Annotated in this window: 18 protein-coding genes and 1 tRNA gene; 10 read left to right on the top strand and 9 right to left on the bottom strand. The window is 68.4% G+C overall.

The features are described 5' to 3' along the window. Positions 1 to 26 precede the first annotated feature (26 nt). Genes LVB77_RS01040 through LVB77_RS01030 form a run of 3 tightly spaced genes read right to left on the bottom strand, consistent with a single transcriptional unit; the run spans position 27 to position 2153 of the window. Positions 27 to 1019 carry an aldo/keto reductase gene (locus LVB77_RS01040; RefSeq protein WP_232908375.1) on the bottom strand — a complete coding sequence of 331 codons (993 nt, stop codon included), beginning with the start codon at positions 1017 to 1019 and terminating at the stop codon, positions 27 to 29. A gap of 38 nt (positions 1020 to 1057) precedes the next feature. Continuing rightward, positions 1058 to 1393 carry a putative quinol monooxygenase gene (locus LVB77_RS01035; RefSeq protein ID WP_232908374.1) on the bottom strand — a complete coding sequence of 112 codons (336 nt, stop codon included), beginning with the start codon at positions 1391 to 1393 and terminating at the stop codon, positions 1058 to 1060. Then, complete coding sequence (locus LVB77_RS01030) at positions 1380 to 2153, bottom strand: glucose 1-dehydrogenase (protein ID WP_232908373.1); 774 nt, start codon at positions 2151 to 2153, stop codon at positions 1380 to 1382. The genes LVB77_RS01035 and LVB77_RS01030 overlap by 14 nt, the downstream gene beginning before the upstream one ends. Positions 2154 to 2260: 107 nt before the next feature. Between LVB77_RS01030 and LVB77_RS01025 the strand changes: the two genes are divergently transcribed. The 8 genes from LVB77_RS01025 to LVB77_RS00990 all read left to right on the top strand — a co-directional run bounded on the left by LVB77_RS01025 (position 2261) and on the right by LVB77_RS00990 (position 12880). Next, on the top strand, positions 2261 to 3154 hold the full coding sequence (locus LVB77_RS01025; protein ID WP_232908372.1) for a LysR family transcriptional regulator: 894 nt from the start codon (positions 2261 to 2263) through the stop codon (positions 3152 to 3154). Positions 3155 to 3409: 255 nt separating this feature from the next. Further along, positions 3410 to 4741 (top strand): APC family permease, encoded by a 1332-nt coding sequence (locus LVB77_RS01020; RefSeq protein ID WP_232908371.1) that lies wholly within the window; start codon positions 3410 to 3412, stop codon positions 4739 to 4741. A gap of 102 nt (positions 4742 to 4843) precedes the next feature. Beyond that, positions 4844 to 5389: a hypothetical protein gene (locus LVB77_RS01015; RefSeq protein WP_232908370.1), complete on the top strand. Its 546-nt coding sequence runs from the start codon at positions 4844 to 4846 to the stop codon at positions 5387 to 5389. Positions 5390 to 6080: 691 nt separating this feature from the next. Continuing rightward, entirely contained in the window at positions 6081 to 7631 is a 1551-nt protein-coding gene (locus LVB77_RS01010; RefSeq protein ID WP_232908369.1) for a VCBS repeat-containing protein, read from the top strand. A gap of 453 nt (positions 7632 to 8084) precedes the next feature. Continuing rightward, the gene (locus tag LVB77_RS01005) at positions 8085 to 8591 is read left to right on the top strand and encodes a spore coat U domain-containing protein (protein WP_232908368.1); all 507 of its coding nucleotides are present in this window, start codon (positions 8085 to 8087) and stop codon (positions 8589 to 8591) included. 11 nt (positions 8592 to 8602) lie between these two features. Then, the gene (locus tag LVB77_RS01000) at positions 8603 to 9385 is read left to right on the top strand and encodes a molecular chaperone (protein ID WP_232908367.1); all 783 of its coding nucleotides are present in this window, start codon (positions 8603 to 8605) and stop codon (positions 9383 to 9385) included. Between the two features lie 25 nt (positions 9386 to 9410). Continuing rightward, positions 9411 to 11852 (top strand): fimbria/pilus outer membrane usher protein, encoded by a 2442-nt coding sequence (locus tag LVB77_RS00995; protein ID WP_232908366.1) that lies wholly within the window; start codon positions 9411 to 9413, stop codon positions 11850 to 11852. Next, the gene (locus tag LVB77_RS00990) at positions 11849 to 12880 is read left to right on the top strand and encodes a spore coat U domain-containing protein (protein WP_232908365.1); all 1032 of its coding nucleotides are present in this window, start codon (positions 11849 to 11851) and stop codon (positions 12878 to 12880) included. The genes LVB77_RS00995 and LVB77_RS00990 overlap by 4 nt, the downstream gene beginning before the upstream one ends. 65 nt (positions 12881 to 12945) lie before the next feature. Here the strand turns inward: LVB77_RS00990 and LVB77_RS00985 are convergent, their stop codons facing one another. Continuing rightward, positions 12946 to 14079 carry a phytase gene (locus tag LVB77_RS00985; protein ID WP_232908364.1) on the bottom strand — a complete coding sequence of 378 codons (1134 nt, stop codon included), beginning with the start codon at positions 14077 to 14079 and terminating at the stop codon, positions 12946 to 12948. A 172-nt stretch (positions 14080 to 14251) separates the two neighbouring features. Between LVB77_RS00985 and LVB77_RS00980 the strand changes: the two genes are divergently transcribed. Then, a complete protein-coding gene (locus LVB77_RS00980) occupies positions 14252 to 16594 on the top strand; it encodes a TonB-dependent receptor (protein WP_232908363.1) in 2343 nt (780 codons plus the stop codon). Between the two features lie 546 nt (positions 16595 to 17140). Here the strand turns inward: LVB77_RS00980 and zapE are convergent. From zapE to LVB77_RS00955, 5 genes are all read right to left on the bottom strand, one after another. Continuing rightward, positions 17141 to 18241 carry a cell division protein ZapE gene (zapE, locus tag LVB77_RS00975; protein ID WP_232908362.1) on the bottom strand — a complete coding sequence of 367 codons (1101 nt, stop codon included), beginning with the start codon at positions 18239 to 18241 and terminating at the stop codon, positions 17141 to 17143. Beyond that, a complete protein-coding gene (locus LVB77_RS00970) occupies positions 18234 to 18902 on the bottom strand; it encodes an alpha/beta hydrolase (protein ID WP_232908361.1) in 669 nt (222 codons plus the stop codon). Before LVB77_RS00970 ends, zapE begins: the two co-directional genes overlap by 8 nt. Before the next feature lie 23 nt (positions 18903 to 18925). After that, on the bottom strand, positions 18926 to 20728 hold the full coding sequence (locus tag LVB77_RS00965) for an ExeM/NucH family extracellular endonuclease (protein ID WP_232908360.1): 1803 nt from the start codon (positions 20726 to 20728) through the stop codon (positions 18926 to 18928). Positions 20729 to 20907: 179 nt separating this feature from the next. Further along, entirely contained in the window at positions 20908 to 21423 is a 516-nt protein-coding gene (locus tag LVB77_RS00960) for a c-type cytochrome (RefSeq protein WP_232910411.1), read from the bottom strand. Between the two features lie 114 nt (positions 21424 to 21537). Further along, positions 21538 to 21614: transfer RNA gene (locus tag LVB77_RS00955), tRNA-Arg, on the bottom strand. A gap of 135 nt (positions 21615 to 21749) precedes the next feature. Between LVB77_RS00955 and ubiA the strand changes: the two genes are divergently transcribed. Further along, the gene (gene ubiA, locus LVB77_RS00950; RefSeq protein ID WP_232908359.1) at positions 21750 to 22667 is read left to right on the top strand and encodes a 4-hydroxybenzoate octaprenyltransferase; all 918 of its coding nucleotides are present in this window, start codon (positions 21750 to 21752) and stop codon (positions 22665 to 22667) included. The last annotated feature ends 24 nt before the right edge of the window (positions 22668 to 22691 follow it).

Genomic DNA, 22691 nt, shown 5'->3' with positions numbered 1-22691 from the left:
TCACGCCGCTCCTACCCGCGACACCATCAACCGCTGACCAACGCCATCCCCGCCTGCGAATAGCGTTCGCCCGCGACCGCGTCGGGCGCGAACGCCGCATCCAGCGCCGCCAGATCGCGCGCGTCCAAGCGCACCTCCAACGCACCCACGTTGTCGTCCAGATACTTGCGGCGCTTGGTGCCCGGGATCGGCACCAGGTGCTCGCCCTGCGCCAGCACCCAGGCCAGCGCCAGCTGCGCGGGCGTGCAGCCCTTGCCCGCGGCCAGCGTCTTCACCGTTTCCACCAGCGCCAGGTTGCGCTGGAAGTTGTCGCCCTGGAAACGCGGCGTCTGCAGACGGAAATCGTCGCTTTGCAGCGCGTCGGCCGAAGCGATCTGTCCGGTCAGGAAACCGCGCCCAAGCGGGCTGTAGGACACGAAGCCGATGCCCAGGCGCGCGCAGGTCTCCAGTACGCCGTTGCGTTCGGTATCGCGGGTCCACAGCGAGTACTCGCTCTGCAGCGCGGTGATCGGATGCACCGCATGCGCGCGTTCGACGGTGGCCGCCGAGGCTTCCGACAGGCCCAGGTAGCGCACCTTGCCCTGCGTCACCAGGTCGGCCATCGCGCCGACCGTGTCCTCGATCGGCACGTTCGGATCGACGCGGTGCAGGTAGTACAGGTCCAGGTGATCGGTGCCCAAGCGTTGCAGGCTGCCCTCGATGCTGGCGCGTACGTATTCGGGACGGCCGTTGGCGCCGCGCAGTTCCGGGCGCGCCGGGTCCATCACGATGCCGAACTTGCTGGCCAGGAACACCTGGTCGCGCCGACCCTGCAGCGCGCGGTTGAGCAGGCGCTCGTTGGTGTGCGGGCCGTACACGTCGGCGGTGTCGAGAAAGGTCACGCCCAGATCGAGCGCGCGGTGCAGGGTGGCGATGGATTCGGTTTCGTCGGCCGCGCCGTAGGCGAAGCTCATGCCCATGCAACCCAGACCGAGCGCGGAGACGACGGGGCCCTGCGGGCCGAGAGTGCGGGTGTTCATCGGTGATCTCCTTTGGGGGAAGGATGAAACTAAGGGTGTTAAGCGGCCGGCAGTTGCAGGCCGAAGCGGCGCAGCCGCACTTCGGCGGCCAGCCACTGCGGCGACCGCGCGAAGAAGTCGCGCGTGTGCGGCAGGTCCACGTGCGTCGCCAGCGCGGCGCGCGACCGCCAGCGCTCGTAGATCAGCAGCAGATCCGGATCGTCGCTGGAGCGATGCAGGGCGAGGCCGAGGCAGCCGGGTTCGGTCAGGGTCGCCGCGACCAAGGCCTGCAGTTCGCGCTGCAGGGTGTCGCCCAAACCCGGCTTGGCCTGCAGTTCGGCGATCAGGACCAAGGCTTCGTCGCCCACCGTGGCGTGCGCGTCACTGGGCGACATAGCCGCCGTCCATGACCAGGCCCTGGCCGCTGAAGAAGCTGGCGTGCGGCGAGGCCAGGAACAACGCCGCCCCGGCGACCTCGTCGGCGGTGCCGCTGCGGCCGGCGATGGTGGAACGCGCGAACGCCTGCTTGCTGGCCTCGTCGCCCCAGACGCGGTCCTGGAACGGGGTGTCGATGATGCCCGGCAGCACCGCGTTGATGCGGATGCCGTGCGGGAAGTACTCCAGCGCCGCGGTCTTGGTCAGGCCCATCACCGCGTGCTTGCTGGCGATGTAGACGGCCGCGTTCTGGAACCCGATCAGCGCGCCGATCGAGGCGTTGTTGACGATCGCGCCGCCGCCGGTCTTCAGCATCGCCGCGATCTGGTGCTGCATGCTCCACAGCACGCTGCGCACGTTGGTGTTCATCACCAACTCGTAGTTGGCCGCGTCCTGCTCCAGGAACGGCGCGAAGCGGCCGTCGGTGCCGGCGTTGTTGAAGGCCACGTCGAGCCGGCCGTAGTCGGCCACGGCGGTATCGACCAGGCGGCGGATGTCGTCCTCGCGGGTCACGTCGGCGGGCAGGAAGCGCGCGCGGCCGCCTTCGGCGCGGATCGCCGCGGCCACGGCCTCGCCTTCGTCGGTGCGGCGCGCGGCCGCCAGCACGATCGCGCCCTCGCGGGCGAAGGCGCGGGCGCTGGCGGCGCCGATGCCGGAGGACGCGCCGGTGACCAGCACGATCTTGTCTTGCAGTCCGAAACCAGGGGTGGGGGCGTTCATGCGCTTGCTCCGAGGAAGTAGGGGGACACCACGGAGGCGACTCTAGGACTGGCCGACTAAGCGAAAAATAGGGATTATCCGAACAGGTTCTGAAGGTCTACTTCATAATGAGCACGCACCCGCTACCCGCCGTGATCGCCTTCGCGCGTGTCGCCCGGCTCGGCAGCTTCACCCGCGCCGCCGCCGAACTGGACGTGTCGCCGTCGGCGCTGTCGCAGACCGTACGCGGCCTGGAGGAGCGCCTGGGCGTGCGCCTGCTCAACCGCACCACGCGCCGGGTCGGCCTGACCGAACACGGCGCGCGCTTCCTGGCCCAGGTCACGCCGGGCCTGGAGCAGATCGACGCCGCCTTCGACGACCTGGACGCGGTGCGCGACCGCCCCACCGGACGCCTGCGCATCAACGCCGGCCGCATCGCCGTGCGCACCCTGATCGCGCCGCGGCTGCCGCAGTTCCTGGCGCGCTACCCCGACGTGCAGGTGGAATTGTTCGCCGACGACACCCTGGCCGACCTGGTCGCGGGCGGATTCGACGCCGGCATCCGCCTGGGCGAAACCCTGGCGCGCGACATGGTCGCCCAGCCGCTGGGCGGCCCGCAGCGGCTGCTGGTGGTCGGTTCCCCGGATTACTTCGCGCGCCACGGCCGGCCGCGCGTGCCCGAGAACCTGATCGGCCACGACTGCATCCGTCAGCGCCTGCCCGGCAGCGGCCGCATGCTGCCCTGGGAATTCACCCGCGACGGCGTCGATTTCGAGGTCGACGTGCGCGGCCGGCTGATCTTCAACGACAGCAGCCTGGCCGTGGAGCCGGTGGCGGACGGGCTGGGCCTGGCCCAGCTGTTCGAGACCGTGGCCGCGCAGGACCTGGCGGCCGGGCGGCTGGAGCCCGTGCTCACCGAGTACACGCCGCCGTTCCCCGGCTTCTACCTGTACTACCCGGCGCGCCGGCAACTGGCGCCCAAGCTGCGTGCCTTCGTTGACTTCATGTGCAAGGGCGCGTGATCGAAAACGCGAAATACATGCCTATTGTCTGAGTGAAACCCCGGATTTATGTGCCGCGCGCGCGGGGCTAGGGTGTGCGCGTCCCCCGCCCGCGCAGCCGCGGAGTAAGTCGCGATCCACGTCGTCACGCATCGCGCCGTGGCGATACATGTCGAACGCGGATCGCGGCTTACTCCGCGGCTGCCGCCGGGCCGCCGGCCTCGCCTTTGCGGGTCGGCCATGCGAGGCTGCGACGCAGTCTCCCGGGGACCGACCATGCACCCAGCCGCCACACCCGCCGACGGGTCCGCACCGCTGCAAGGCGACGCCGCGCTGGTGCGCGCGCTGGGGCCGTTCCAGCTCGGCGCCTCGATCATCAACATCATCGTCGGCGCCGGCATCTTCATGCTGCCGGCCTTGCTGGCTTCGCGCCTGGCCTACGCCGCGCCGCTGGCCTTCATCGCCGGCGCGATCGCGATCGTGCCGATCGCGATGTGCTTCTCCGCCGTCGGCAGCCGCGCCGCCGCCACCGGTGGGCCCTACACCTATGTCGGCGCGGCGTACGGCCCGTTCGCCGGCTTCGTCGCCGGCGCGCTGATGTGGATCTGCAACAGCGCCTCCAGTGCCGGCGTCGCCGCCGCGCTCGCAGGACAAGTCGCGCAGGCCTGGCCGTGGTTCGCGCAAACACTGCCGCGCGCATCGCTGATCCTGGGCGTGTACGCGGCGCTGTTCGCGCTCAACGCCTTCGGCGTGCGCCTGGGCGCGCGCATGATCGTGCTGCTGGCGACTTTGAAGCTCACGCCGCTGTTCCTGCTGGCTTCGGTCGGCCTGCTGTTCGTGGACTGGCAGTACGTCGCCTTCGGCGGCATCGGTTCCTGGAGCGCGATGGGCAGCGCGATGGTGCTGGTGGTGTTCGCCTACTCGGGCATGGAAACCGCGCTGGTGCCCACCGGCGAGGTGCGCGACCCCTCGCGTCATGTACCGCGCGCGACGCTGTCGGCGATCGCGATCGTGGTGCTGCTGTACATCGGCCTGCAGGTGGTCTGCCAGGGCACGTTGGGCACGACGCTGGCCCACAGCGGCGCACCCATCGCCGACGCCGCCGGCGCGATCTGGGCGCCGGGCCGCGCGCTGCTGCTGATCACCGCCTGCATTTCGATGACCGGCTTCCTGATGGGCAACCTGTTCGCGTCCTCGCGCCTGCTGTTCGCATTGGGCCGCGACGGCTACCTGCCGCACGCCTACGGCCAGGTCGACGCGCGCCACCGAGTGCCGCGCCTGGCCTTGTTCACCCACGCCGCCGCCGGCGCCGTGCTGGCCGTGGCCGGCAGCTTCGAATCGCTGGCGCTGATCTCCGGCGGCGCCATCTGCCTGGTCTTCGCCGCCGTCTCCATCGCAGCGTGGCGCGCGCAGCGCATCGACCTGCGCGAACGCGGCGAACCGTTCGTACTGCCGGCCGGCCCGCTGGTACCGGCGATCGCGGTGCTGACGATGGTGGCGATCTTGGCGACGATGACCTTGCGGGAGTGGGCGGCGATCGGAGTGTCGCTGGCGGCGTTGGTGCTGGTGTATGGCGGTTTGCGGGTGTGGCGCGGGCGGACCGTCTAGTGGCCGCTACGTAGAAAAAAAGCGGATGCAGAGCGTATCTTCGGGCATGACCACTGCGGCCGGACTTTAATCCTGCTTTCGCGAACCATGACTCAGACAGCCATGACCTATATCGAACATCGCCTAATCGCAATGGTGTTGCTCAGCACAACGATGCTCATGGCATGTACCGGATCTTATGACCGACTTCACGAGCGATACGGCCACGACCACGACCACGACGCGGACGGACGAAAGCTCGACGTCGAACGGGTGACGATAACCGAACGCAACCGCAAAGGAGTGACCAGCATCGGCGATTCGACCAGCGTCTACCTCTCGGAAGAAGCGTTGTATCTGGTGGACAAGTTCGTTTACTTCCCAGGCGATACCCGCATTCCTGCAACGGCAGTCGATGCTTGCAGCATGGTGTGCTTCGGAAGCAGAGACAGGCACGTCGCGTTGGTGTTGGACGAAGCCGGCGCGGAGGTGACTGTGACGGATAGCGACCAACTCAGGCGCTGGTGCTGGCGCAATCGCATCCCCGCGATCTCAGGTAGTGACCGTAGGTCGTGGCTCTATGAAAGAAAAGCATTGCCGACGGCCATTGTGGACAAGTCCTATCAAACGTTTGACCGCAAGATGCGTTCCTCATGCAGCGGGTACTGAGCGCAGAGAGAAGAGCTAGGATTGGAGTTCCGTTGGTTAGGAAACGCCCTATGACCTAAGTATGAGCAGTTGGAGGCTCACATGTTTATACGATCGGCATGGGTCGTGCTTACTACAATGATTCTAGGGTGCCAGGCCTCGACGGAGAAGGCATCTGCGCAGCATGAGCGCTCTGGCGGCGAGTGTGTTGACGTATCGCTCCCGTCGCTCCCCGTCGCAAAGGAATCGCTGATTGCCGAAATAGCGGCTATCACTCGGATTCCACCGGAACAAATCCGCACATATCGTGTATGTCGCACTGACGCGGAGTATCTAATAGCGGTCTATCGTGAAGGGGAGAGGTCCAAGTTCGGAGCAATTGCTCTGGTCAAATTGGACTCTGCCAACAGATTGGTCCTCATTCCGAGCATGTAGGGAAATGGGCTGAGGCCAACCTTCACGCAAGGAATGCTCTGACCACGCTTTTGCCGCTTACTTGTAAGGCCTGTCGCCCGCGTTCAATTCCTCTAGCGGCGGCGAGAGGGGCGAGGGCCGGATGGGGCCGCTTATGGACCGAGCAAAGGACGGGTGAGGTGACTTAAGCGGGCGCCCCTGCAAGCGGCAGGTTTTGGGCCCTCGATCCGGACAGGAGCTGGTTGTACGATGCGCGCTGAGCGCAGTGGGCAGCTAGGTCTCGCAGGGGGTTGAGTTTATGCATGTTCTCGGTCGGTGGCTGATCGCTGCCCATCTATCGATCCTGGCTGGCTGCACTGCGCCGTCAGGGGATGGTTTTTCGACTTCCCCTAAGCACGCTTCCAGCGAGGCGCAGGGTGCGACGGAACTTGTGGCAAACAGTGAGAGCGTCGCATCCCAGGGCCGCCGCTCGGGCATGCAGGTTGCGCAGGTCACTACCGGCTTTCATTTCCTGACCGGTGAGCGCTACCGGCAAATGACAGAAGACGGCGCTTGGCTGACCTACGACGCTGTCGCGGTAGGCGATGTCAACGGCGATGGGCGCGCCGACGTGGTTACGCTTCCTAGCGACCGGCGGATCCATGTGTTCGTTCAGGGAGCGGATGGTCGCTTGACGCTCAGCTATCAATCCCCGGCCAATCGTCCGGCGATTTCCGATCTGGCACTGACTGATCTGAACGAAGATGGCGTGCTGGATGTAGTGGCAACCAGTATCCAGGGAATGTTCGATGCACGCGGAGGATTGAATCTACTGCTTTCCGATGGCTCGGGTGGTTGGACGTTTAGTCAGGTGCTGGGTCACCTGGAGCGAGAGGCCAACAACCTGACGGCGATGGACGTGGATCGCGACGGGCATATGGACATCGTGGGGATCATGAACCTCGCCGACTATTCCATGGGCGCGGACTGCGGCCAAACCTCGTTCAGCTCCTGCCCCTGGCTGCGCATCATGTACGGCAACGGTGTCGGTGGCTTCAGCCAGGTTGAGACTGTTCTGGTGAAGGAGCCTTATCGCATCCACGGCGCTCGTGCGGCGGACATCAATGGAGACGGCCTGAGCGATCTGGTCTTCTTGCTCAACGGGGTATACGGCAAGCCCGGTCGTATCGTGGCGCGTCTGGGATTGCCCCAGGGCGGGTTTTCGGCGCAGCGCGAGCTGCATGGTGCGCTGATAAGCACGCTGGTCGGGCCCGTGTTCGGCGACTTCAACGGGGACTACCGATTGGACTCGTTGCAGGTGGAGGGGAACTATGCCGACGTGTATACCCACGGTGCGGATGGCATCTTTTCGGGAGCTGCCTTGCCTAGCTATCCATTCATCAACTCGCAGCCTGTTGCGGCCGATTTCGATGGCGATGGATATACCGATCTGGTTGCCATGCAAATGCGCCCCGTGCCGGGATCGCCAATTCTTGAGCCCGGCGTGGCTTTTTACTTGCAGCGCAATGGCAGCTTAGGGCTACCGACGATCGGTAATCTCCACCACGAGCTTGGTGCAACGACGATGGGAAATTACGGCTTGGCTTCCGGAGACCTGAATGGCGACGGGTGCCGTGATCTGGTGGCCGCCGCTGGCCACGAAGGGCTATGGTTCTTCTATGGTCAGGGTTGCGTGCCCCCGCTCGGTCCACAAATGTCTTCAGGCGCATGCAGGATCAATGAAGCCTTGCCTGTCGTGATGCAGTCGCCCGCGCCTGATGCGGACGCGCTGTCGAGCGAGCGAAAAGGATGGAGAGACGCTGCAAGCTTCCACGTCGAGGGCCGGACGGTGGGCCAGGGTTTGCCATAGGCCGCTTCCATCCATGTGCCTATGCAGGAAGAAAACCTCCAGCGGGTCTGTTGCGAAAGGCAGGGCCGGCGTGACAGCGCGAATGCTGCGCGATTGTTCCCCATAGTTCTTCAACGCAATAAAGCCGCTACTTGCGTTTGGCGGCTTAAGCAATTGGAGGTTGGTCCGGTGAACGGCGCCATGGCCCCTGCGAGCATCCGCAGTTTGGTGCTCCTGACGACAGTGGACCGATTAAGCGCATCGCTGCTGGCTCGCGGGCGACGGTAACCGTCCAAGCGCTCGCCTGGCGCGCCGAACCCATCCTGAGCGATCGACCAAACTGCGCCGCCGCCGCTTGACACGGCACGTCCAGAGTGGAAACGTTGTGCCCGAAAGACTAGCCGTTGTCGTCGCCCGCAGGGGCCGCATCGCTGTCCCTGCGCCAAGGAGAGGTTTCGCGCGGGAGATACGCACATGACACGGATTCAATCCTGGCTTTCCACCGTTCTGCTGGCCGCCGCCGCGTTGTATGCGCCGGCCTCTCAGGCGCAGACGGCCACCACCACGTTCAACGTCACGCTCACCATTCAGAGCAGCTGCACGGTGAATACGCCGGCCGCCACCAATGTGGCCTTCGGCACGCATCCCTCCACCGACATCGACATCGATGCGGTCGGCCAGTTGAACGTCAATTGCACGCCCGGCACGGGCTACACCATCGCGCTGGATGAGGGGCTCAATGCCGGCGGTGGCGGGGTCGCGGCGCGGGCGATGATCAACGGCGCGTCGGATCTGGTGCCGTATCAGCTCTATGCCGATGCGGGGCGCACCGCGATCTGGGGCGAGACCGTCGGCACCGACACCGTGGCCGGCGTCGGCACGGGCGCGGTGCAGGCGTATCCGGTGTACGGCCGCGTGCCCAGCGCCAGCTTCCCCGCGGCGAGCTACGCCGACACGATTACCGCCACCGTCGCGTACTGAGCGCGACGGTCATGTTGCCCACACGGGCCTCTTCGGGGGCGCCGCGGGTCGTGTTCGCCTTGTTGGCGCTGGCGACCCTGGCGATCGGCCACGACAGCCGCGCGGCGAGTCTGCAGGTGGCGCCGACCACGATCGCGCTGTCGCCCGAGCAGACGGCCGAGGGACTGACCCTGAGCAATACCGGCGCGCAACCGCTGCACGCGCAGCTGCGCGTGTTCCGATGGACGCAGCGTGACGGGGTCGATCGGCTGGACGCCACGACCGACCTGGTGCTCAGCCCGCCGATGCTTGAGCTGGCGCCGGGCGCGCGGCAGCTGGTCCGCGTGGTACGCAGCGCGGCGCCGCCCAGCGATCGCGAGGCCAGCTATCGCGTGATCGTCGATGAGCTGCCGATCGAGGCGCAGGACAGTTCGCGCACGCGTCTGCGGTTGGCGTTGCGCTACTCGATACCCGTGTTCCTGTTGCCGAGCGCGACCGTCACCGCCGCGACGCCGACAGGCGCGATTCTGCAGGTCCGGCTGAGCGACGACGCGGGAGCGCGCTATGTCGAGATCGGCAACACCGGCGACGCGCATGCGCAGTTGGCGGACTTGAGCTTCGTCGGCCGCGACGGCAGGCGCGTCGCCATTGCGCCCGGCTTGTCGGGCTATGTATTGCCCGGTCAGCGCATGCGTTGGCGACTGCCGGCCGCGCTGGTCGCCGGGCCCGATCTGCGGCGCGACGGCGCATTCGAGGCCACGGTCAACGGCGAGCCGGTCGAGCGCAGGCTGGTGCCGGATGCGACGTCGCGGTGAGACAGGGCTGCGCGATGGGCCGCCGATGTCCGCGCTTGCGTCGGTCTCGCCGCGAGCGATGGTCGCGCCGCCATGCGGCCGGCTGTTCGCCGCGCTGCTGATGGCCGCGTTGTCCGCGCCGCCAAGGGATGCCGGCGCGCAGCAGTCGCCCGACGGCAGCGTCGCGGCCGCCGACATTCCGCGCGCGCAAGCGGGTCCGTACGACGACGAGCAGGTGTTGTATCTGGAGGTCGTACTCAATCGCACGCGACAGGCGCGGCTGACGCGCTTCGTGCACCGCGAGGGCCGCATGCACGCGCGGCCTGACGATCTGCGTGGTATGGGCTTCGCCCTGGCCGACCAAGGCGTTGCGGAAGAGATCGCTCTCGACACGTTGCCGGGTGTGCAAGCGCGCTACGACATCGCCCACCAACGCATCGACATCGACGCGCCGCTGTCGCTGCTGGCGTTGGCGACCACGCGATTGAACCTCCGTGGCGGCGCCGCCGCGCCGGTCACCGCCACCGCGCCCGGCCTGCTGCTCAACTACGATCTCTACGCCAGTCACGACCGCGACAGCAGCGGCCTGACCGCCAGCGGCGAGCTGCGTGCGTTTGGGATAGGCCCTGGCGTCTACAGCACGTCGGCGGTCGCGCGCGGCTACCGCAGCCGCGATGGCGGGTGGCGTGGCGAGCACGTGCGCTTGCAGAGCAGTTGGGAGCTGTCGTTTCCCGAAGCGGCGTTGACGCTGACGGTGGGCGATGCCTACAGCGGCTTCCTGGACTGGACGCGGCCGGTGCGGTTGGGCGGCGTGCAGATCGGCCGCAATTTCGGCCTGCAACCCTATCGCGTGACCACGCCGCTGCCGACCTTTCTGGGCGAGGTGGCGGTACCGTCGGTGGTGGACCTGTATGTCGGCGGCGTGCGCCAGTACCGCGGCGAGGTGCCGGTGGGGCCGTTCCAGCTGTCCACCGTGCCCGGCATCGATGGCGCGGGCAACGCGCAGTTGCTCATCACCGATGCCTACGGCCGCACGCGCAGCCTCGACCTGCCGTTCTACGCGAGCCGCTCGCTGTTGGCGCGGGGTTTGTCGGACTGGTCGTTGAGCGTGGGTCTGGTACGAGAGGACTACGGCATCCGTTCGTTCTCCTACGCCAGCAAACCGGTGGCCAGCGGCAGCCTGCGCTATGGCGTCAGCGACAGGCTGACCCTGGAATCGCACGCCGAAGCCGGTGGCGGGCTGCGCAATGCCGGACTGGGCGGCGTGTGGCTGATCGGCCGCGCCGGCGTGGTGGGCATCTCGCATGCGCGCAGCCGGCTGGAACACGCGCGCGGCTCGCAAACCGCCTGGAGTTATGCCTGGAACAACGGACGCTACCACGTATCCATCGACAGCCAGCGCACGCGTGGCGACTACCGCGACATCGCATCGCTGTACGGTCCGCCGCCGCCGGAGGTCAGCGAGCGCGCATTGGCCGGTGTGCACCTCGCCTGGTTGGGCAACCTCAGCCTCAGCCATGTCCGCCTGCGCCAGGCCAGCGATCCGGCCTCGCCCTGGCGTCCCATCGACGCGCGCTACGTCGGCGTCGCCTGGACCCGCAACTTCGGGCGCGACTGGTCGGCCAACCTGTCCTATCAGCGCAACCTCGACGATCGTAAAGACCGCAGTCTGTTCCTCGGCGTCGCCATGGCATTGGACGGCGACCGTCGCCTCGATACGTCCTGGCAACGCAGCAGCGGGCGCGACAATGCGCTGGTCGACCTGAGCCGGCCGATTCCCGGCGACGGCGGCGCCGGCTGGCGCGTGCAGCTGCAGGCCGGCGACGGTGGCAATGGCGGCCTGGCCGAAGCCGGCTGGCTCACCGATCACGGCCGCCTTGGGCTGGGTTTGGCGCATCGCGGCGGCGAAGCTTACGGTTATGCGCAGGCCAGTGGCGGCCTGGTGTGGATGGGCGGGCGAGGCTTCGCGACGCGACGCGTCGACGACGCGTTCGCGGTGGTCAGCACCGACGGGATAGCCGATGTGCCGGTGCGCCTGGAGAATCGCCCCATCGGCCGCACCGATGCCGACGGTCTGCTGCTGGTGGTGCCGCTTAACGCCTGGCAGCGCAACAAGCTGTCCATCGATCCGATGGCCTTGCCGGCGGCGATGCGTATCGCCGATACCGAACGCATCGCCACGCCCAGCGACCGCGCCGGCGCACGCGTGCGCTTCGCGATCGCGCCGGTGCGCGCGGCGTTGGTGGTGCTGCACGACGGCGCCGGCCGACCGCTGCCGTTAGGCGCGCGCGTGCGCCGACTGGGCGGCACGGACGAAGCCGTCGTCGGCTACGACGGCGAGGCCTATCTCGAAAACCTCGAGGCGAACAATCGCCTGCAGGTGCAGACGCCATCCGGCCGCTGCGCGGTGCGGTTCGACTATCCGGATGCCGCGGCCCGCATCCCCCGCATCGGTCCGTTGCGCTGCGACGCGGAGGCCTCGCCATGAGCACAACGCCGCGCGATCCCAGGCTGCCGTTGCGCGTGCTGTTGCGTATCGCGCTGGGGTGGTGCGCAGCGTCGCCGGTGCAGGCCGCGACCAGCTGCACGGCCACGGCCACGCCGCTGAATTTCGGTACGGTGACCGGCGCGGCGGATGTCGACAACAGCGCCGCGGTCAACGTCACCTGCAACACCGGCGCGTTGACGTTGTTGGCCACGGTGCGCGTACGCATGTGCCTGAACATCGACGCCGGCGTCAACGGCGCTGGCCAGACCACCCCCCGGCGCATGACCAATAGTTTCGGCGACCCCATGCAGTTCCAGATCTACCGCGATGCCGCGCGCAGCCAGATTTGGGGCAGCGCATCGACGCCGGCCACGCCCACGCCGGTGCAGATCGACCTGCAATACAACGCGCCGGTGCTGGGCGGCAGCGGCGACGCCTCGGCCACTCTGTTCGGCCGTGTGGCCGCGCAACTGGGTCTGTCGGCGGGGCTGCACAGCAATCCGTTCACCGGCATCCACACGCGCCTGGATTACCGCTACGCCGAACAATTGCTGGGCACGCCGCCCTATCCCGCGTCCTGCCTCGCGGGTGGCACCGGCGGCGGCAGCATCGCCTTCGCATTCACCGCCAGCGCCAACGTGCCCAACCATTGCGTCATCGACAGCGCCAGCGATCTGAATTTCGGCGGCGTTCCCGGCCCGGTGGCCGCCAACATCGACCAGACGTCCACGGTCACCATGACCTGCACCCACCGCACGCCGTGGAACATGGCGCTGGACAACGGCCAGCACGCCAGCGGCGCGCAGCGCCGCATGCGCCTGGGCGCCAGCGGAAATTTCCTGAGCTACGAGTTGTACCGCGACAGCGGCCGCACCCAGCGCTGGGGCGCCACGATCGGCACCGATACCGTGGCGGGCACCGGTGCCGGCAGCTCGCAGTCGCTGACCGTGCGCGGGCGCGTGCCGGCGGTGCAGTCGGTGCCCGCCGGGATTTACAGCGACGTGGTCACGGTGACGGTGACCTACTGAGCGCTGGTCGCAACGCGCGTTCGCATAGAAGCGCGCGTCGCGTCATGTGGGGCGAACGGACGCGTTCAGCCCGCGCAGCGCTCGCGCAGCGACAAGGCCTTGGCGATATCCCGCCAATCGAACGCACCCACGCCCATGTCGTCGTGCACGGCGTAGAACACGCCGGACGGAAAGCGCTTGCTTGCCCTCTGCTGCAACCACACGCCATCGGTATTGCCCACGGTCTCGCCCGCGAACGCGCCCAGATGCTCCAGCGTCTTGCGATCGAATACGTGGAACAGGCTGCGGTCCTTGAACTGGTCGGTGGCCAGCCAGTAGCCGTTGCCGTCGGGGCAGGTCCACAGAGCGATGCCTTCGGCCTGCGCCTTGAACAGGCCCAGGCCCAAGGTGCGGCCGCGGTACTTGCCGTTGAGGTTGTACTCGCGCACGGCGGTGCCGGTCTTGAGGTCTTCTTCGGCGATCAGCAGGCGGTCGTTGGCGACGTCGCCCCATAGGGATTCGGGCACGCGGATCGCGCCTTCAGCGGTGGTGTCGCCGAAGGCGCCGACGTAGCGGGCGGTGAATGCGCCGGTGCCGCTGACCTCGTAGCCCTTGTAACGCGCGTTCAATTGCTCCAGCGGCGGCGGAATTTCGTCGCCGTTGGCGTCTTCGCCGGCCATGTAGGCGTCGCTGACCAGCACTTCGACGCGGCCCTCGGCGGTGTCGCGCACCCACAGGCCGTAGGGCTGCTTGAGTTCGGCGGTACCGAAGCTGCCCAGCGATTCCAGGCCGGGCAACTGCAGCACCTGCACGCGACGGTTGTCGCGTTCGACCACGTAGACGCGGTCGCCGTGCACGGCGATGCCGTTGGGACGCAGGAACTGGCCGGGTTGGCCGCCAGCGCTGCCGTAGCGGCGCAGTTCGGCGCCGGTGTCGCCGTCGTAGATCATCAGGCGGCTGGTCTTCTTGGACGTCGCCAACAGCAGCACGCGGCCGTCGGGCGCGATCCAAGAGGCGGGCGAGTCGACGTTTTCGTCCGGCGTGTTGGCGGTGAGGAAGGCCTCGTGCACCACGGCATGCGGCACCTGCGCGGTGGCCAGCATCGGTTCGGCGCCGGTTTCGTCGGGCTCGCGTTCGGCGCGGTCGACGGTCGCGCAGGCGGACAGCAGCAGCGTGCCGATCAGGGGCAGGGTCATTAGCGGCGCGGTGCGCAGGCGCATGCAGGGTCTCGTCATGGGGTTGGCGGAGCGACGGTCCGCGGCGTGCGGAGCCTAACCGGCCCGGATGACAGCTTGCGGACAGTCGTATGCGCGGGGCAAGCGGCGGTGGCGTGTCATCGTTCCGCCACGCGAGTGACGTAGATAGTCGCGCTTCCCTGAAGCGGACACCGCAATGACCCAGACCCTCCTGGCCATCGGCCTGTCGCGCGCGCTCACCGGCACAGCGTTGTTCGCGCTGGCCGGCGCGGCGTTCGCGCAGACGCCGGGCACCGCCGTTGCCGCCGCCGGTGCGCCCGAGGCGCGCGAACTCGATGCGGTGGTGGTGCAAGGCGAGATCGTCTATCGCAACCGCACCGAGGCGGTGGCGCCAACGCTGTCCTACGATCTGGAGTACTTCCAGCGCTTCGAGCCGCTGACGGTGGGCGACATGCTCAAGCGCGTGCCCAGCGTGACTTTCGTGTCGGACGTGCTGGAGTACGACGGTGCGCGCCTGCGCGGCCTGGACTCGGCCTATACGCAGATCCTGATCAACGGCAAGAAGGTGCCGGGCGCGGGCGACGACCGCTCGTTCTTCGTCGACCGCATCCCGGCCGAGCTGGTCGAGCGCATCGAGATCGTGCGCAGCCCCAGCGCCAACCGCTCCGGCGACGCGGTCGCGGGTGCGCTCAACATCGTGCTGCGCGACGCCTACGAGTTCGACGGCGGCTATCTTCGCCTCGGCGGTCTGCGCTTCGACGACGGCGAGGTCAAGGGCACGGCCGGCGCGGTAATCGGCGGCGCGGTCGGCGAAGGGCGTTTGCTGGGCGGCATCAACATCCAGGGCCGTTACAACCCCAAGATCAAGCGCAGCGACCGTTTCGAGGAGCCCGGCGGCGACTTCACCGACGCCGAGAACCAGACCGACACCCGCGACGGCACCGACTATTCGGCCAACCTGTCCTACACCCGCGACATCGGCAGCGGCCGCCTTTCGTTGAGCGGTCTGTACGTGCGCACCGATCGCACCGAGACCGAGCATTCGCTGGAATACAACGACGCCACCCGCAACGACCGCGCGCACCTGCTGTCGGACAACGATCAGGTCGTGGACATCGATCAGAACAACCTGGCGCTGTCGGGCAGCTACCGTTTCGACATGCTCGGCGGTCAGACCACGGTGGATCTGGGTTACTCGCGGTTCGAGGACGAGCGCACCGATACCGAGGAGGAAACCGGTTTCGACGACGACGACAGCCCGCCCGCGTTCGACGAGCGCGAAGGCACGCGCATCCTCAGCGACCAGATCGACAGCGAGCGCACGCTCACCGTGTCGCACCGGCGCGAGCTGGGCGCGGTGCGCATGGAGTTCGGCGTGGACGCTACCGCCAAGGACCGCAAGACCACGCTGCGCACCAGCGAAGTCGACACCGACGAGGAGGGCGCGCCGCTGCCGCCGTACGCCGACTTCGAGCGCAGCCGCAGCACCATCGAGGAGCGCCGGGTCGATCCCTACCTGATGTTCTCCGGCAAGCGCGGCGCGATCGACTGGGAGGCCGGCCTGCGTTACGAGACCACCGAGGTGGACGTGCGCAACGACGAGGAGCGCGCGTCCAACGATTACGCGACTTTGCTGCCGTCGGCGCACCTGCGCTGGAACCTGAGCGAGCGCGACCGCCTGACGCTGTCGCTGGCGCGCACGGTGCGCCGCCCGAACTTCAACTACATCCTGCCGCTGACCCTGGAAGAGGAGTACGGCGACAACGATTTCGTCGGCAACCCGCAGCTGGACCCGGAAACCGCCTGGGGCCTGGACTTGGGCTTCGAGCGCCGCCTGGGCCGCCACGGCATCGTCGGCGTCAATCTGTTCTACCGCGACGTCGAGGATCTGATCGAGATCAGCAACACCGGCGATCCCAGTGCGACCGCGCGGGACGACTACGAGGACGAGTTGGAGGAGTTCCTGGACGATCATCCGGGCGCGACGCCGGCCACGCCCGGCTATCCGCAGTTCGATCCGAACAGCTTCGTCTATACCGCCAGCAATGTCGGCGACGGCTATGTCTACGGCATCGAGTTCGACATCTCCACGCCGCTGACGGCGCTGGGGCTGCCCAACACCGGCGTGTTCGCCAATTACTCGTGGCTGGACAGCCAGGTCGAGGACGACCTGGGCGAGCGCCGCTTCAATAACCAGTCGCGTTACGTCTACAACGTGGGCTTCATCCACGACATCGCCGATTACGGGGTGGCCTTCGGCGCCAGCTACCGTCGCCAGGGCGACGTGCGCTCGCGCGTGCTGGCCGAGGAAGTGACGACGCGCTACGGCGCCGATCTGGAGGTGTTTCTGGAGAAGCGCTTCGGCGACAACTTCTCGCTGCGCCTGACCGGGTCGAACCTGTTGGATGCGAAGAAGCAGGAGAGCTTCAACAAGTTCGACACCCTGGCCGATCAGCTCGACCGCGACTACGACGAGTACGAGCGCGAGAGCGAGCAGGCGGGGCCGGTGTATCAGCTGATTGCGCGGTATAGGTTCTGAGTGCGGCGTGCGCGCGGAGCGGGCGCGTAGAAGCAAATCCCCCTGGGCCCCCATTTTTCAAACGGGGGAAGACAAGCGGGGGTTGGGCGCACTCGCGCGGTGGCGGCGTGCCAAGATGGGTCCAGGCCCGCCGTAGGATGCGGTGAGCGTCAGCGAACCGCATCGTGCGGCCCGCCGCGCGGACCTGGCACGATCCAAATCGCCCGACTCGTCAGCGACCCGCCGATACCGGCGATGCGCGCCCAGGTTCGACGCCACGCGGCGCCCGATTGACGCCGCGGCCCCTACCGAACGCCGCTAGTTATCGCGCCGCGTCCGCACGAACGCCACCACCAGCACCACCATCAGGGCGAAACAACCGATCACGCCCAGCAGGATGATCCAGTGCCAAAGACTGAGTCCTCCCATCCCCGCCTCCTAACGCATTCCCTCCATCGACGCGCAGGGTAACGGAAGCGGATGTTCGGAAAATGTGTGCGTTGCGAAAGTGTGACTTTGATGTGGAGCGCGTAGAGCGGCCATCGCCTCGTCGGCGCGGGCGCATCGTCAGCCGCGATGCTCCAGCGCCAGATACTCCGCCGACTGCATTTCGATCAATCGCGAAGCGGTGCGCTCGAACGCGCCGCCAAGCTTGTGGCCGCGGTACAGGTCGGTGGGCGCGGCGGCGGCGGTGCAGACCAGGTTGACGTGGCGGTCGTAGAGTTCGTCGATCAGGGTGACGAAGCGGCGCGCCGGGTCTTCGTTGCGGCCGTCGAACAGCGGGATGTCGCCCAGCAACACGGTGTGATGTTCGGTGGCGATCTCGATGTAGTCGCTGGCCGCGCGCGGGCCTTCGCACAGGGCGGCGAAATCGAACCAGGCGTGGCCTTCGGCCAGACCGCGCACCGGGATGTCGCGGCCGTCGATGTGCAGCGGGCCTTGTTCCTTGGGGCAGGCCATCGACAGCTCTTTCCAGCGCGCCGCCAGCCAGGCGTCGGCGTCCGCGTCCAGTGGCGTGCGGTACACCGGCGAGCGGGTCAGCGCGCGCAGGCGATAGTCGTGCGCGCTGTCCAGCAACAACACCTGGCAGTGTTGTTCGATCTGCGCGATCGCGGGCTTGAAGCGGTCGCGCTGCAGGCCGTCGGCATACAGATTGGGCGGGGCGGTGTTGGAGGTGGTCACCAGCGCCACGCCTTCGGCGAACAGGCGTTCGAGCAGGCGCCCGAGCAGCATGGCGTCGCCGATGTCGATGACGAAGAACTCGTCCAGCACCAGCACGCGCAGTTCGCGCCGCCACTGCTGGGCGATTTTCGCCAGCGGATCGCTTTCGCCGGCGTGCGCATGCAGCTGCGCATGCACTTCGCGCATGAAACGGTGGAAGTGGGTGCGGCGCTTTTCGCGGATCGGAAGCCCGTCGAAGAACAAGTCGATCAAAAACGTCTTGCCGCGGCCGACGCCGCCCCACAGGTACAGGCCCTTGGGCGTTTCCGGCTTCTTGCCGAACAAGCCCTCGAACAGGCCGCGCTTGATCGGCTCGCTCAAGGTCGCGTGCAGGCGATCGAGTTCGCGCAGCGCGGGGTGCTGGGCGGGGTCGTCGTTCCAGTCGTCGCGCGCGACGCCGGCGGCGTAGGCGGCGGACGGCAGCGCCGCCGCGGTGGGGTCACTCATGCGGATGCGCAGGCAGGTAGGGCTTGATGCCGTTCTTGATCGCGCCGCGCAGGTCGATCAGGCGGCGGTGGAAGAAGTGGCTGGTGTCGGGCATGCGCACCAGTTCCGGGGGCTGCTTGAGGCTGTCGATCCAGTCGTAGACGGCCTGCGGGTCGACGATCTCGTCGGCCTCGCCCTGGATCACCAGCCAGGGGCAGTCGGGGGCGACGATGCCGGCGAAATCCCAGCGCCCGGCCGGCGGCGCGATCGAGATCAGCATGCCGGGTTTGAGTTCGTCGGCCAGCTTCAGCGAGACGTAGGCGCCGAAGCTGAAACCGGCCAGCCACAGCTGGGCGTCGGGGCGGGTCGCGCGCACCCAGGCGGCGACCGCGCGCAGGTCGTCGGCTTCGCCGTTGCCGTGGTCGAACTCGCCCTGCGACTGGCCGACGCCGCGGTAGTTGAAGCGCACCGTGGCCGCGCCGCTCTCGCGCAGGGCGCGCGCGGTCATGGTCACGACCTTGTTGTGCATGGTGCCGCCCTCGGTGGGCAGCGGGTGGCAGACGATCGCCACCAGCGGCCGCGGGCTGTCCTCCGCGGCTTCGACGATGGCTTCCAGCGTACCGGCCGGGCCGCTCAGGGTCAGGGCGGTGGAGGCGTCGCTGGGGAAGGCGGGTGTGGTCATGCGCGCATCATACGCAGGGGGCGTTAGCGGGCCGGGACGAGCCGGAACGCCAGCAGCAGCGGGTCGTGGTCGGAGCTGCGCCAGGGGCCGCCGGCACCGGCGCGGTAGCCGGCGGACACGGGTTCGTCGGCGTTGCTGTGCCATTCCACCGCGCCGCGCAGGCGCTGGGCCAGGCTGGGGCTGAGCAGGGCGTGGTCGAGCCGGCCCAGCTCGCCCTGGTAGACGTAGCTGTAGGGGCGCTCGACGCGGGCCACGGCGAAGGCGTCGCGCCAGCCGGCGTCCTTCAACAGGCGCACCGGATCTTCCTCGGCGTAGGCATTCAGATCGCCGAGGATCACTGCAAGATCGCTGCCGGAATGCGTGGGGTCGGTTTTCAGCCAGGCGTCCAGGCGGCGCGCCGATTCGGTCCGCAGCGCGTTCCAGCAGGCGGCGCCGTCGCCGCGGTCGCGGTCCTCGCCCTGGGCCTGGCCGCAGCCCTTGGACTTGAAGTGGTTGGCCGCGACGGTGAAGGCCGGGCCGGCCGGGCGGCCGCGGCGCAGGGACACGAAGCTCTGCGCCAGCGGCATGCGGCTGCCGCTGTCGAAGGGGCCGCCGGACAAGGTGGCGGCGGCGCCGCGCGGGGCGACGCGGTCGCCGCGGTAGATCAGGCCGACCCGGATCTGGTCCTGGCCCGGGCCGCGCGCGTCGGCGGCGCAGGGCTGGGTGCAGGTGGCGACATAGCGCCAGTCGCCGCCTTCGCGGCGCAGGCGCGCGACCAGCTGGGCCAGGGTCGAGTCCGGGCCGTAGCCGTCGTTCTCCAGTTCCATCAGCGCGGCGATGTCGGGCTTCAGGCCCTGGATGGTGGCGACCAGCTTGTCCTGTTGGCGCTGGTATTCGACGGCGTCGCGCGCGCCGCGCGGGGTCGGGAACCCGCCGCCCTGGCCGTCGCCGTTGAACAGGTTTTCCAGGTTGAAGGCGGCGATGCGCAGGTCGTTGGCGTCGCCCAGCTGCGGCGCCGGCGCGCGCGCGGCGGCGTGCAGGGTGGGGGTGGCGGTGAGGTGCAGGCGCCAGCCGCCGTCGCGTTCGTCGAGCACGCCTTCCACGCCGTCCAGGGTGCTGCCGCTGCGCGCCTGGGCGTAGCCGGCCGGCAGCACGCCGCCGTCCAGCGCGGGCGCGCCGCTCAGGCGGCCGTCGTCCAGCCACAGGCGGCGGCGGGCGTTGTCGGCCTTGACCGCGTTGGCGGCGTCGCTGCCGGGCGCGGCGCGTTCGCCGGGCTGCCACAGCGGGCCGTCGAAGGCGACCAGGGCGCGGCCTTCCTGGGCGATGTCGTCGGTGTCGGCCAGGGTCAGGGCGCGGCCGATGCCGATGCGCATGCCTTCGTAGCGCGTCCAGTCGGCGGGCGGCGCGTCCAGCACCAGGGTTTCGGTGCGGCCGGGGCCGAGCACGCGCGCGGATTCGGGGTCGATGGCGGTGAGGTGGCTGCCGCGGCCGGTGTCGAGTTCGAGCACGCGCCCGATCAGGCGCACGCGGTCGCCCACGTGCAGGGAGATGGCGGGCGCGGCGCGCACGAACAGGGCGTCGGAGCTGGCCTCGTCGTCGTCGCCGCCGTCCTGCACGAACCAGCCGACGTGGGCGTCGCCTTCGCCGGTGAGGGCGGCGGTGACGGTGCCCTCGATCACCAGCCGGCGGCCGACCAGCGGACTGGCCGGGCCGTGGCCCTGGATGCTGCCGATCGGCGTCGAGGGCGTGCCGTCGGCGCGCAGCGGGTCGCGTTCCAGGCTCGCGCAGGCGGCAAGCAGCAGGCAGGGCAGCAGCAGGACGGTGGAGCGCAGACGGAAGGCAGGCATCGCAGGGGCGCCGCGGAGAGGTCGCGCATTATCGGATGGAACGGGCGCCTGCGTATGACGGCCGCCGCGACGGCCGCATTACGAAAACGACAGAAAGCGCGAGGGCGGCGCGCGGCCGCGGCCGGCAACGAAAAACGCCGCCCGGAGGCGGCGTTTTCGCGGCAGCGCGACGAGGGCGCTTACTTGATGTTCGACAGCATCCAGTCGACGGTCGCCGAGACCTGTTCGTTGGTCAGGGCCGGGTTGCCGCCCTTGGGCGGCATAATGCCGGCGCTGCCGGTGAAGCCTTCGATGGCGTGCTTGTGCAGGGTGTCCTTGCCCTTGGCCAGGCGCGGGCCCCAGTGCGACTGGTCCAGGGTCGGTGCGCCGCCGGCGCCCGACTTGTGGCAGCCCGCGCACAGGCTGTCGTAGATCACCGCGCCGTCCAGGGTGCCGCCGTAGGCGACCTGCGAGGCGGCCTTGGCGGCCGCGGCGGCCTTGGCGGCGGCCTGCGCCGACGCGCCGGTGCTGCCCGCGTAGACCGCGCCGACCGGCGCGATGCGCTGCTCGGTGCGCTTGGCCACGGCCGGATCGACTTCCGGCGGGATCTGCAGGTGCACGAAGTAAGCGGCGATCATCAGCCCGAGGGTGACCAGCATCAGGAAGCCGATCACCATCGAGAATTTCTTCAGGAATTCGAGGTCGTAATTGCGCACGATCCACCTATTGCGCACACCCGACGCGGGCATGCATAGCCATCAACAAGAACCGCACCGAGGTGCGGCCGCGCGCCAGTATAAAGCCGGCTCCCATGCCCGTAGACATGGGAATGGCGCGCCCGGAGGGATTCGAACCCCCGACCAATGGCTTCGGAAGCCACTACTCTATCCGGCTGAGCTACGGGCGCCTGGCTGAGATCCCGCATCGCTCCGACCGGTCGAGCCGGCGCCACGCGGGACCGGCATTCTAGCCGCAAACGCCGGCGCTGGTGGCGGTGCGGCGGCCGTCGCGGCGCGCTTGCGGGCCTTGCTACTCTGATCGGATGAGTTACGAGCGCTACGAAACCCCCGAATCGGTGCCGCCGCCGGCCTGGAAAGTCCGCCTGGGGCTGTACTGGAAGCTGGTCCGCGGCGACCGCCCGATCGGCTGGCTGCTGCTGCTGTGGCCGACCTGGTGGGGGCTGTGGATCGCCGCGCGCGGGGTGCCGCCGTGGTGGACCCTGTTCGTGTTCAGCGCCGGGGTCTGGCTGACCCGCTCGGCCGGCTGCGTGATCAACGACTACGCCGACCGCTGGCTGGACCCGCACGTGGAGCGCACCAAGCACCGGCCGCTGGCGACCGGCGAGGTGCGCGGGCGCGAAGCGCTGATGGTGTTCGCGGCGCTGATGCTGGCCGCGTTCGCACTGGTGCTGACGCTGAACCGCCTGACCGTGCTGATGAGCGTGATCGGCGTGGTGCTGGCCGCCAGCTACCCCTATCTCAAGCGCTACACCTACCTGCCGCAGGTCTACCTGGGCATGGCCTTCGGCTGGGGCATTCCGATGGCGTTCGCCGCGGTGCGCGGCGAGGTGCCCGCGGTGGCCTGGCTGCTGTACGCGGCCAATATCCTGTGGGCGACCGCCTACGACACCTGGTACGCGATGGTCGACCGCGAGGACGACCTCAAGATGGGCGCCAAGTCGACCGCGATCCTGTTCGGCGACCTGGACCTGGTCGCCCAGGGCGTGCTGTACGCGCTGTTCCTGGCGGCGCTGGCGCTGGCCGGGCAGCGCGCGGAACTGGGCGTGTGGTACTACGGCGGCTTGGGCCTGGCGACGGCGCTGGTGGTTTACGAATTCGCGATCGCGCGCGGCCGCGAGCGCGCGGCTTGCTTCAAGGCCTTCCTGCACAACCACTGGGTCGGGCTGACGGTATTCGCCGGACTGGCCTTGGACTACGCCCTGGGCGGCAGCGCGACCTGAAGTCTTGCGCTAGGACGAGGACCG

The organism is Lysobacter sp. 5GHs7-4, from assembly GCF_021284765.1.
In the GTDB taxonomy this organism is placed as follows: domain Bacteria; phylum Pseudomonadota; class Gammaproteobacteria; order Xanthomonadales; family Xanthomonadaceae; genus Lysobacter.
The sequence above is the reverse complement of the archived record's forward strand: the minus strand, read 5'-3'. Positions and strand labels throughout refer to the sequence as shown.